Origin of the sequence: Candidatus Thiodiazotropha sp. CDECU1 (genome assembly GCF_963455295.1) — a bacterium.
Lineage (GTDB): Bacteria > Pseudomonadota > Gammaproteobacteria > Chromatiales > Chromatiaceae > Thiodiazotropha.
Genome location: NZ_OY734020.1, coordinates 3,653,905 through 3,665,869, shown reverse-complemented (window position 1 = coordinate 3,665,869; position 11,965 = coordinate 3,653,905). Strand labels below are relative to the sequence as shown.

Here is an 11,965-nt window from a genome sequence, read left to right as displayed (position 1 = left end):
ATAGCCTGCGGAGATAGGTTTGTGGACGCTGTGTGTAGCGTACTGTAAGGAGGGGTTGAAGCATCGGTCATTGATGCTCAGTAATAATGTTTAGATGTGTAAATAGATGTTTCTATTGATAAAAATCAATCAATCTCAGCCGATGCAGGGCTTTCTTGCGCAACTGGCGAGCGCTAGAAGGTGGATGAGTTCCAGCCCCATTGATGGCGTTCGGCGGCGCTGAACTCTATGTAGACCCTTGCTGCCGGGACAGCCAGCTGCTGTTGCATGAGTTGGCATAGGGCTTGGGATAGCTGCCGGGTTTGATCATCCGGCAGGCCGATGCTCTTCAGCTCCAGATAGGCTAAAACCTCGGATGTGCCAGCGAACAGCATATGTGGATTGTGATGGATGCTGATCATCACATATTTCTCAGGCTTACCAAGCACGGCGGCAACTGATTCGGAGGCGTGCTTGAGCAAGGCGTCGGCCTGATCCTGATCGAGTGGCTGATTGGTTGTGATCTTGAGCAGCGGCATCTGCGTTTACCGCTTACAGAATTTTTTGATCTGCTCTCGCGCCTGCTGCATCTTCTGCTGGCGATCCTCTTCGGTGAGGCGCACATACCCGTCTTCGGTTTTGTAGAGACGGTTCCCCAGGGCGGTGAGCTGTTCCAGGTTCTTGCGTGCGGTGCTGCAGTTTTTCTTGTTTTCCGCCTTGATTTCAGTTTGCTCCTGCTTTTGCGCCTTTTTCAGGGCCCGGTCTTCGGCACTGTCAGCCAGCTTTTGACGTAATGCCTCGAGCCGCTTTTTCGAGTCGTTGGCACCAGTTGCAGGCGCGGTTTTTATTTTCACGGTTTCCGCATCGGCGTTTGGTGGCGGGGTTTGCGAGTAGGTTACCACGCCATCTTCGTTGACCCAGCGATAGGTTTCAGCCGAAACCGGGTTTATGCATAGGAGTAAAAGTGCGAATAAAAAAGTCTGTTTCACGGATGTAATCCCTGTGTCATGCATCATCGATCAGGGTCATTATGGAGCATGTTACCCGAATGGCAAGTCACGAGAAGACTCGAATGTACAAAATGAGAGGGGATATCCGCTTGACCTATAAAGGTAGTATTAGTATTTTGCACTGTTTCTATATATTTAGTGTCCGAACTGAGTATCGGCGCAATTGGAGGCCTCAAGGTGGAACTTAGCGGTGGCGAGATCATCGTTCAATGCTTGAAAGATGAGGGGGTGGAGCATGTGTTCGGTTATCCGGGCGGTGCTGTGCTGCATATCTACGACGCAATATTCAAGCAGAAGGACGTGAAGCATATTTTGGTGCGCCACGAACAGGCGGCCGGTCACGCCGCCGATGGATATGCGCGCGCTACCGGCAAGCCGGGAGTTGTACTGGTGACCTCCGGACCTGGGGCGACCAATGTGGTGACTGGCATCGCCACCGCCTTCATGGACTCGATCCCGATGGTTGTCCTGACCGGTCAGGTACCCACACCGGTGATCGGTAGTGACGCCTTTCAAGAGGTCGATACGGTCGGTATCACCCGTCCCTGCGTGAAACACAACTTTCTGGTCAAGCGCCTGGAAGACCTGGCCGAGACCATCAAGAAGGCCTTCTATATCGCCACCACGGGCCGGCCCGGTCCGGTCGTGGTCGATATCCCGAAGGATGTGACGGATCCGGGGATCAAGATCCCCTACAAATACCCCAGCAAGATAAAGATGCGCTCCTATAACCCGGTGGTCAAAGGCCATCTCGGGCAGATCAAGAAAGCAGTGAAGATCATGATGGAGGCGGAACGCCCAGTCTTCTATACCGGTGGCGGGGTAGTGTTGAACGATGCCGCCAAGCCGCTGACCGAACTGGTGGACAAGCTGGGAATCCCGATTACCCAGACCCTGATGGGCCTGGGCGCCTACCCGGGTAGCGGCAAGAATTTCCTGGGCATGCTTGGCATGCACGGTACCTACGAGGCGAACATGGCGATGCACGAGACCGACGTGCTGATCGCCGTCGGCGCCCGCTTCGATGATCGAGTGACCGGTCATGTGAAGCAGTTTTGTCCGGATGCCACGATTATCCATATCGATATCGACCCCTCATCCATCTCCAAGAACGTGCGGGTGGATGTTCCCATCGTGGGTCCGGTGAAGCAGGTGCTCAGGGACATGCTGAAAGTGGTCGATGAGGGTGATGTCAAACCCAACAAACAGGCCTTGAAACAGTGGTGGGAGCAGATCGAGAAATGGCGCTCCATGGATTGTCTGAAATATGACCAGAAGAGCAAACTGATCAAACCCCAGTATGCGGTTGAGATGCTGCACAAGGTCACCAAGGGGGATGCCTATGTGACCTCCGATGTGGGACAGCATCAGATGTTCGCCGCCCAGTTCTACAGTTTTGACAAACCCCGGCGCTGGATCAACTCCGGTGGTCTCGGCACCATGGGATTCGGTCTGCCCGCCGCCATGGGGGTGCAGATGGCGTTTCCCAAGGCGGAAGTGGCGGTGGTCACCGGCGAGTCGAGTATCCAGATGTGTATCCAGGAGCTGGCCACCTGTCTGCAGTATGAACTGCCGATAAAGATCATTCTGCTGAATAACGGTTATATGGGCATGGTGCGGCAGTGGCAGGAGTTCTTCTATGAGAGCCGCTACTCCCAGTCGGGCATGAGCGTCACGCCGGATTTCGTCAAATTGACCGAGTCTTTCGGACATGTGGGCATGCGGGTCGATAAGACCAAGGATCTGGAGGGGGCGATGAAAGAGGCCTTCTCGCTCAAGGATCGGTTGGTCTTCCTGGACGTGGTGGTTGATCCCGCAGAAAACGTCTATCCGATGATTGCGGCGGGCAAGGGACACCATGAGATGTATCTGTCACCAGGGAGCGAGTTGGTCTGATGCGACATATCATATCTATCCTGTTGGAGAATGAGTCCGGTGCCCTGGCACGGGTGGCAAACCTGTTTACCGCACGGGGTTACAATATCGAATCCTTGACGGTAGCGCCGACTGAGGATCTGAGCCTCTCCCGTATGACCCTGGTTACCAGCGGCAGTGATGAGATCATCGAGCAGATCACCAAGCAGCTGAACAAGCTGGTGGATACGGTAAAGCTCGTGGACCTGACCGAGGGGAGTCACATCGAACGCGAGATGATGATGATCAAGCTGCGGGCGGAGCGTACCCAGCGTGAGGAGATCAAGCGTCTGGTGGATATCTTTCGCGGCAAGATCATCGATGTCACGGATACCAGCTACACCGTCGAGCTGACGGGGGCGGTGAATAAACTGAATGCCTTTATCGAGGCGGTGGACGAAGACCTGATTATCGAAGTGGTACGCACCGGTCCCTCTGGCATCGGCCGCGGATCGAAGGGGCTCGGGCTCTGATTCTGTGGTTCAAGTAATAAAATGAAGCATATAACGCAAAGATCGCGGAGAAACGCAAAGGTCGCAAAGGTTATCAATTAAATTTCTTTTGCGCGCTTTGCGTTTCATTGCGTGCATTGCGTTATAAATTACAGCTCTCTAAGGCTGATAATGTTTCCGCATATTCAACACCTATAATTTTCCGAAGGAATCAACATGGCTATCAACGTTTACTACGACAAAGACTGCGACCTCAGCATTATCAAGGGTAAGACGGTCTCCATTATCGGCTACGGCTCCCAGGGGCATGCCCATGCCAATAACCTGCAGGACTCCGGTGTGAGTGTCATCGTCGGCCTGCGTGAGGGTTCTCCTTCGGCCATCAAGGCACAGAATGCGGGACTGACAGTGAAGTCGATCGAAGAGGCCGTGGCGGCCGCAGACATCGTCATGATTCTGGCCCCGGATGAGTTTCAGGCAAAGCTCTATCGTGAGCAGATCGAACCGAATATCAAGGAGTCCGCTGCACTCGCCTTTGCTCATGGCTTCGCGATTCACTATAACCAGATCATGCCGCGGGAAGATCTCGATGTGATCATGATTGCCCCCAAGGCGCCGGGACACACGGTACGCGACGAGTATGTCAAGGGCGGTGGAATCCCCGATCTGGTTGCGGTCTATCAGGATGCCACTGGTACGGCCATGGACACCGCACTCTCCTATGCCTCAGCCATAGGTGGTGGTCGTACCGGTATCATTGAAACCAGCTTCAAGGATGAGACCGAGACCGATCTGTTTGGTGAACAGGCAGTACTCTGCGGTGGTGCCGTGGAACTGGTAAAGGCCGGTTTCGAGACCCTGACTGAGGCGGGTTATGCCCCTGAGATGGCCTATTTCGAGTGCTTGCACGAGCTGAAACTGATTGTCGACCTGATGTACGAAGGCGGCATCGCCAACATGAACTACTCCATCTCCAACAATGCGGAATATGGCGAGTATGTGACCGGTCCCAAGGTGATCAACGAGGAGAGCCGCAAGGCGATGCGGGAGGCCCTGCATAATATTCAAAGCGGTGAATATGCCAAGCAATTCGTCTCCGAGGGTGCCCTCGGTTATCCCTCCATGACCGCCTATCGCAGGCTCAATGAGGCCCATCCCATCGAGCAGGTGGGTGGGCAGCTAAGGGCGATGATGCCTTGGATAAAAAAGATCGTCGATAAGTCCAAGAACTGATCGTTACAAGCTCTGACACCGGGTGCGGTTTACACCGCACCCGGTGTCACTGGAGATGTGCTACAGCTTAGGTTTTGTAAATGGGCTGAGCGCCAAACTTCTGGTGGATCAGATTGCTGACCTGAGGAGTAATCTGGGTTGCCTGGGCCAGTCTGTGCAGATATTGGGCCTCAGCCTGAGTATCGAGATCGATGGCCATCAGTGACATGGTATAGATCTGCTGTTCCATCCCTTGGGGTATGGCGCGTACGAAGCCCTCCAGATCCAAAGGTTGTGCAAGTTCGTTGCGCACGAACTCAACCTCGTCCTGGGTCACTTCGCCAAGCTTGCCGATAATCTTCTGCTGCTCTTCACTATCAACATTCCCGTCTGCCTTGGCGGCATTGATCATGGCACGGATCAATAGGGTCGCCTGATCCGTTGCCTGCTGATAGTCCATTTCCTGAGGCAGGTGATCGCTGGACGTGAAATGGGCGGCAGCCTGGCCGCCCTGCTGCCCGCCGAATTGAGACATGGCGGCACCGATCAGGCCTCCCAATCCCGCGCCGCCGGCACCTCCGCCAAGCAGGCCTCCAAGCAGATCGGTGAGACCACCGGCGCCTGACTGGCCAGACCCCTGGGCTCTGTTGCCGCCTAACAGGTCACCAAGTCCACCGGCTCCCTGCTGAGCGCCGCCGCCTCCCAGTACACTGCCGAGGATATCGCCGAGTCCACCCCCGGACGAGGACTGGCCGCCTCCCATCATGGAACCGATTACGGAACCCAGGATATTGGAGCCGGAACCACGGGACAAAACGCCGCTGTTGAGTATGCTTCCAAGCAATTTTATCGCATCTATGTTAGCCATAATTCATGATCCCATTTTAAGCTGTCAATGATCAGGTGATTTCTATAGCCCCTAGGGCCTGTTAACACTAATCCAATGCACTCTGCTGGGACTGGAGCGGTTATGGAATAATGCAGAAATGCATCCAACAGGGTAGATACCGGCTATATCCGTTGTGTAATTCTAACCAGGATTGTATTCAAAGCCGAGGCCGCTCACATGCAGAGTCTCGATATACAATACACCCTCTAGCGGCACCCGTGCCAGGGTGACATCAAAGTTCACAATCCTGACTTGTTCGAAGGGGAAGATTATTTATTCAGGTAGGGGGTTAGGCTATCCCCCACTATAGGTATGGGTGTGATGAGGGGGATACTAGGTTTGTAAGTACTGACTAAACTTTGCAGAGGGTCATTGTCTTAAGCGGAAAATGTGCACGAATCTCGACCCCGATTGTATGTGCGGCACGGATTTCCAATTTGCCCTGTAGCGACGCTGCTCTTTCACGCATACTCAGCAATCCCACTCCAAGTGTCTCATGCATGGAAGCCAGATCGAATCCTATGCCATTGTCGATGACACTCAAATGAATCGAGTCGTTTTGCAAGGAGAGGGTCACTTCGATCCTGTTGGCATGGGAGTATTTCAAGGCATTGTTCAGTGATTCCTGCACAATGCGGTAGATTACGTTTCTGAAATCAGTTGGTATCTGGTCTTCTTCTATCCTGTAATCAGTCACAATGTTCAACGAAGGTGATGCTCGTGAGATCTGTCTGCACTGCCAAGAGATGGCGGCCAGGACTCCCAGGTCATCGAGAATAGCAGGTCGAATGGTGCTGCATATCGATCTGACCTCTCCAATCGCCTCCTTCACCATGCCTGAAATCTGTTGCAACGAGGCCTTATGTTCTTGTGGTGACGGGCATGACAGAGGGGTGCTGTCACAGTTATCCAGACACTGCTGTACCTGCAATCCTATGGTAGTCAATAACTGACCCAGCCCGTCATGCAGTTCCCTTGAGAGTCTTTTTCTCTCTTCCTCTTCATTGAATGCGGATGAAGTGGCAGGGCTCTTCCGTTGCTGAGAGCTTTTATTAATTACAACTGGCAATTGAGCATGAGAAAAGAGGTCATGTCCTGAATTCTTTTTAGCTACCGGCATACTGATTCCCTTTAAAAATTAACTTGTGCAGGCCTAAGTAAGTACAATGGTGCATCAAGTTAATCTATCCATTGCCGCTCGAACTGGGCAAAATAGAATAGTTGATATAAAAGAATTCTTGATGTCAGGTCTGTTTTGTTTTTCATTGTTTATTCTTTCAATTGCAGGTGAACCATAGTGTCATAGTTCTTTACCTGGTTATACCGGGTTGCAAAGATTCAAAGGCACATTTTTATTCGTGATTTGCTTTGCAATTCACTCGAATGTAGCGTTGGCCATCACAATAACTTGAGATTTTTATTAACTTAAGTCCTTAATTTAGGGTGTTACATCGATGTTGGCCCGGTACTGTAATTTTAATTCCCTGATCAGAGAACCGCGATGGTAAAAAGTCATCTCGTTCTCAATCAGACTGATCTGAATCAACTGAGTTTACATTTGCCATTAAGACTGCCTTGAACAGCACCTCAACTACCTAAAAAATCTATGACTTCGAGTTATCCGTGTTGTCATGACCGTTGGATTCGATGCAGTTGCGTCCCAGTTGCTTGCAGCGGTAGAGTGCTTCATCTGCACGTTTTATCAGATTGTATTGAGAGGGGTAGTCGCGGTAATCTGTGGCCAGTCCGATGCTCAAGGTGATGTGCTCTCCGATAGGAGTATCCGGATGCTCGATTTCCAAGGCTGCGATATTTTTTTGAATGCGCCTGGCAACCTTCTCTCCCCCGGCTGTATCCGTGTTAGGCAGGATGACAATGAACTCTTCCCCCCCGTAACGTGCGCACAGGTCGCCGCCACGTTGTAGCGATGCCTTGACGGTTTTAGCCACTATTACGATGCATTGATCACCTTCGAGATGGCCCAGGGAATCGTTGTATTGCTTGAAATGATCGATATCGGTAATCAGCAGTGTCAATGGGGTTGAGTTGCGACTCGCGCGGCGATATTCGGTAGCCAGGCGGTCAATAAAGTGACGGCGGTTGGGGATGCCTGTCAGGACATCGATAATCGATTGTTGCCGAACCTTTTCATAACTTTCAGATAGCTTCTGAGCGAGGGTCAGGATTACCAATATCCCGATTACGCCGATGACACAATGGCCGATAATTATTCCCTGGATTGGGGCTGGATGGATGTCCGGGATGGTAACACTGATCCCGCCACGTAAATCACCTTCCACATAACCCTGCTTTTCATGACAGCGCAGACAGGCTTGTGTGGTCAACAGCGGTGCCATGTAGAAGAAACGATAGCCGTTCTTGTCTGCCAGCAAACGGGAGAACTCCTCGCTGTCTCCGGCTTCAAATTCGAGTAGGGCCACTCGCTCCTGTGTGCTGGGTTTGTTACTTGGACGAATCGGATTGAGACTGGTGATGTGTAATTGGATGCCATTACTCTGTGTGGCAAGCTCGGCAATCTGGCGGGTCATATATGCAGGGTTGATCATGGTTAGAGTCAGCTTATCGTCCACCACGATTTCCCGATTCTCGATTTCGAGATACTGGTTGGGCGGGGAGGACTCAGTGATCGGAACATAGACGCCACCATGATTGGCATTCCACTCCCTGACCAGGATGACATGGTCAAATATCAAGCGAGCGGTATCTTGCAGGAAATGCAGATGTTCCTGTTGCGTGTGCTTTGTATTCCAACCAAGAGAGGCCAGGACTGTCAGACACCAACCGGCTAGAAGGAGAGAGGCGAGTTTTTTATAGTTCAAAAGCCAACGTCTTAAACACTAATTCGAGAATGTCCTGCCATTTAGGATCCTAACAGCGACATTATAGCAGCTTGTAAATCAATAACTTTTCAAATAGAGAATGCAATTCCTAGCGGTTTCGGCTGTAGTTTCTGGGTTTTACTGACATATCATCTGATACAAGATGGGTTATAATGGTCTGTTTTAAAGCATCTTTCCTGGGGGATAGCAGATGTCAAAAGATGGCATTAAGAAGGTGGTTCTAGCCTACTCGGGTGGTCTCGACACATCGATAATCGTCAAGTGGTTGCAGGATGAGTATCAGTGTGAAGTGGTCACCTTTACCGCGGATATCGGACAGGGTGAGGAGGTCGAACCTGTGCGCGCCAAGGCGGAGGCGGCGGGAATCAAGGAGATATACATAGAAGACCTGACAGAGGAGTTCGTACTCGATTATGTGTTCCCCATGTTTCGGGCCAACGCCATCTATGAGGGTGAGTATCTGCTGGGGACCTCAATCGCAAGACCCCTTATCGCCAAGCGTCTGATTGAGATCGCCAACGAGACCGGCGCGGACGCCATCTCCCACGGCGCCACCGGCAAGGGTAACGATCAGGTGCGATTCGAGTTGGGCGCCTACGCCCTGCGACCCGATATCAGGATCATCGCCCCCTGGCGGGAGTGGGATCTTAACTCCAGAGAAAAGCTGTTGGCTTACGCGGAGACCCACGGTATTTCAATCGAGATGAAGCGAGAGGGGAAGAAATCCCCCTACTCCATGGATGCAAACCTGTTGCATATCTCCTACGAGGGTTATGATCTTGAGGATCCATGGAATGAGCCTGGTAGCGATATGTGGCGCTGGACTGTCGCACCTGAGGATGCTCCGAACCGGGCAACCTATGTGGAGATCGGATTTGAACATGGCGATCCGGTATCCATCGACGGAGAGAGGCTCTCCGCTGCGGCCCTGTTACTGAAACTCAACCAGTTGGGTGGGGCGAATGGTATCGGGCGGGCCGATATAGTCGAGAACCGCTATGTAGGCATGAAATCCCGTGGCTGTTACGAGACCCCGGGTGGCACCATCATGCTCAAGGCGCATCGGGCCATGGAGTCACTGACCCTGGACCGGGAAGCTGCCCACATGAAGGATGAGCTGATGCCCCGTTATGCCAAGCTGGTCTACAACGGTTACTGGTTCACGCCGGAACGGGAGATGTTACAGGCCGCTATCGATCACACCCAGCAGGTGGTGAATGGTGTGGTGCGAGTCAAACTCTACAAGGGTAATGTGGATGTGGTGGGGCGCCGCTCCAATACCAACAGCCTGTTCGATGAGTCGATTGCCACATTCGAGGACGACGCTGGCGCCTATGATCAGAAGGATGCGGAAGGATTCATCAAGCTGAATGCACTGCGCCTGCGGGTTGCGGCAAGCAAAGGCCGTTGAACATATAGTCCGCGAATGAACGCAAATGGCGTTTTGTTAATCGTGCTCGGCACCTCTAACGCGTAGGGTGCGGCTTGCCGCACCGTTAAGCACAATTAGATAAATTGGTGCCATGGTGTCGGTTGTGGAACGGTGCGGCAAGCCGCACCCTACCCATCTGTTAAGCAATGCGACAAGCCGACCATCCACTTCGAGCAGTTAGAAACGTAGGGTGGGGCCCTGCCCCACCGATATGTGGGGCAATATTTGCGAACAATGGTGGGGCAGGGCCCCACCCTACCATTGTTTTGAGTTCATTTTCGGATTCTCACTCTCACGCGGCACGGCGTGCGTTCTGCGCCAGGTTGAGCGCGGAGATGATCGATTTCAGAGATGCGCTCAGGCTGTCTTGGTCGAAGGCGGCGCCGGTGACACGCCGACCATCCACTTCGAGCAGTACATAGGCGACAGCCTCCGCGTCGGTACCCTCACCGATGGCGTGTTCGCTATAGTCGATGACTTTTGCACTCATGCCGTAGGCCTGGGTCCAGGCGTCGACAAAGGCGGAGATGGCCCCTTCACCCATGCCGCGGATTGTGATCGGTCGATTGTTGTCGCTAATCTCTGCTTCGATAAGATCAACTCCATGCTGCCGGTCGAGGCGGTAACCGTCGAGTCGAACCGGTGTCGATTCAGCTACAAACTGCTGGCGGAACATGGCATGGATGGTGGCACTGTCGATCTCTCCCGCATGGGTTTCGCTTGCTTGTTGCACCAGTGCAGCGAGTTCCAGTTGAAGCCAGCGTGGCAGTACAAGTCCGTAGTCACGCTCCAGCACATAAGCGACACCACCCTTCCCGGATTGACTGTTGACCCTGACCACGGCCTGGTAGTCACGCCCGATATCCCGGGGATCGATGGGTAGATAGGCCACCTGCCAGGGTTCATCCGGCTGTTGCTGATGCAGGCATTTGCGAATCGCATCCTGGTGAGAGCCGGAAAAGGCCGTATACACCAGCTCACCCACCCATGGGTGGCGTGGGTGTACCGGGAGGCCTGTGCATTGAGCATAGACCTGAATGATCTCATCGGGTTGTGAGAGATCGATTTCCGGATCAATACCCTGACTGTAGAGATTCATCGCCAGGGTAACCAGGTCCATATTACCGGTACGTTCACCATTCCCCATCAATGTGCCCTCTACCCGATCGGCACCCGCAAGCAGCGCCAGTTCTGCGGCGGCTACCGCACACCCGCGATCATTATGGGTATGCACAGAGATGATCACCGAGTCGCGTTGCTGCAGGTGTTGGCAGAAATACTCTACCTGGTCTGCAAACAAGTTGGGTGTAGTGCTCTCAACCGTTGCCGGCAGATTGATAATGCATCGGTGTTGTGGCGTGGGCTGCCATACGTCGATGACCGCTTCGCAGACCTCCACCGCATAATCCCATTCGGTATTGGAAAAACTCTCCGGTGAGTATTGGAACACCCAGTCAGTATCTGGGTGGTTTGCAGCCTCCTTTTGCAGCATTGCCGCGCCTTGGACAGCGATCTGTTTGATACCTTCACGATCGCTTTTGAACACCCTCTCCCGTTGTACCGTGGAAGTGGAGTTGTAGACATGCACAATTGCCCTGGGCACTCCCTTGAGTGCCTCAAAGGTTCTGCGGATCAATCCTTCACGGGCCTGCACCAGGACCTGTATGGTGACGTCATGGGGTATCTGGTCCTTCTCGATCAACCAGCGAACGAAATCAAAATCCGGCTGGCTGGCGGCAGGGAAACCGATTTCGATCTGCTTTAACCCAAGCTTCACCAGGAGTTCCCACATGCGGCGCTTGTGTGCCACATTCATGGGTTCAAGCAGTGCCTGGTTGCCATCGCGTAGATCGACGCTGGCCCAGATAGGTGCCTTGTCAATTCTGGAGTTGGGCCACTGGCGGTGCTGCATGGGCAGCGTCTGCATAGGGCGGTATTTGCGGTGGTCAAAGCGGTTCACGCTGAATCTCCTGTGCTGGTTTGGTGTTACATCTGCGCCTTACTCGAAAGTTGGAGTCTTCTCACCCGCCTTTGCCATGCAGTTGGCCGTCTTCGGCGGTGAGGTCTCCGCTGCGTATACCCTTATGGGGTTGCTGCTCTCCACCCGGGACTTGTGATCCCGGGCCTTACTTGTTCGGCTTGTGGCCGATGGTGAAAGATTAATGCAGAGTGGCCGGCAGGTGATTGCGAATATAATCCATATTCCATAAAAAAAA

The 11,965-nt window shown here is 53.0% G+C and carries 10 protein-coding genes; 4 read left to right on the top strand and 6 right to left on the bottom strand.

All coding sequences use genetic code 11. From position 1 onward, the window contains the following. Window positions 1–173: 173 nt before the first annotated feature. Together R2K28_RS16695 and R2K28_RS16690 are read right to left on the bottom strand one after the other, a co-directional pair. Window positions 174–518: a phenylpyruvate tautomerase MIF-related protein gene (locus tag R2K28_RS16695; RefSeq protein ID WP_316366223.1), complete on the bottom strand. Its 345-nt coding sequence runs from the start codon at window positions 516–518 to the stop codon at window positions 174–176. Between the two features lie 6 nt (window positions 519–524). Continuing rightward, the gene (locus tag R2K28_RS16690) at window positions 525–968 is read right to left on the bottom strand and encodes a DUF4124 domain-containing protein (protein WP_316366221.1); all 444 of its coding nucleotides are present in this window, start codon (window positions 966–968) and stop codon (window positions 525–527) included. A gap of 198 nt (window positions 969–1,166) precedes the next feature. Here R2K28_RS16690 and R2K28_RS16685 point away from each other — a divergent pair, with 198 nt between their 5' ends. The 3 genes from R2K28_RS16685 (at window position 1,167) to ilvC (ending at window position 4,588) form a co-directional block, all read left to right on the top strand. Next, window positions 1,167–2,885 (top strand): acetolactate synthase 3 large subunit, encoded by a 1,719-nt coding sequence (locus tag R2K28_RS16685; RefSeq protein ID WP_316366219.1) that lies wholly within the window; start codon window positions 1,167–1,169, stop codon window positions 2,883–2,885. After that, a complete protein-coding gene (gene ilvN, locus R2K28_RS16680; RefSeq protein WP_116445796.1) occupies window positions 2,885–3,376 on the top strand; it encodes an acetolactate synthase small subunit in 492 nt (163 codons plus the stop codon). The genes R2K28_RS16685 and ilvN overlap by 1 nt, the downstream gene beginning before the upstream one ends. A 201-nt stretch (window positions 3,377–3,577) precedes the next feature. After that, a complete protein-coding gene (gene ilvC / locus R2K28_RS16675) occupies window positions 3,578–4,588 on the top strand; it encodes a ketol-acid reductoisomerase (protein WP_316369766.1) in 1,011 nt (336 codons plus the stop codon). 67 nt (window positions 4,589–4,655) lie between these two features. Here the strand turns inward: ilvC and R2K28_RS16670 are convergent, their stop codons facing one another. The 3 genes from R2K28_RS16670 to R2K28_RS16660 form a co-directional block, all read right to left on the bottom strand. Further along, a complete protein-coding gene (locus tag R2K28_RS16670; protein WP_316366215.1) occupies window positions 4,656–5,435 on the bottom strand; it encodes a tellurite resistance TerB family protein in 780 nt (259 codons plus the stop codon). A gap of 373 nt (window positions 5,436–5,808) precedes the next feature. Further along, a complete protein-coding gene (locus tag R2K28_RS16665) occupies window positions 5,809–6,576 on the bottom strand; it encodes a sensor histidine kinase (protein ID WP_316366213.1) in 768 nt (255 codons plus the stop codon). 484 nt (window positions 6,577–7,060) lie between these two features. Next, window positions 7,061–8,296, bottom strand: coding sequence for a diguanylate cyclase (locus R2K28_RS16660; RefSeq protein ID WP_316366211.1), 1,236 nt, complete (start codon window positions 8,294–8,296; stop codon window positions 7,061–7,063). 211 nt (window positions 8,297–8,507) lie between these two features. Between R2K28_RS16660 and R2K28_RS16655 the strand changes: the two genes are divergently transcribed. After that, the gene (locus tag R2K28_RS16655; RefSeq protein ID WP_316366209.1) at window positions 8,508–9,728 is read left to right on the top strand and encodes an argininosuccinate synthase; all 1,221 of its coding nucleotides are present in this window, start codon (window positions 8,508–8,510) and stop codon (window positions 9,726–9,728) included. A gap of 313 nt (window positions 9,729–10,041) precedes the next feature. Here R2K28_RS16655 and leuA read toward each other — a convergent pair whose 3' ends face one another. Beyond that, window positions 10,042–11,709 carry a 2-isopropylmalate synthase gene (gene leuA / locus R2K28_RS16650; RefSeq protein ID WP_316366208.1) on the bottom strand — a complete coding sequence of 556 codons (1,668 nt, stop codon included), beginning with the start codon at window positions 11,707–11,709 and terminating at the stop codon, window positions 10,042–10,044. Window positions 11,710–11,965: the final 256 nt, after the last annotated feature.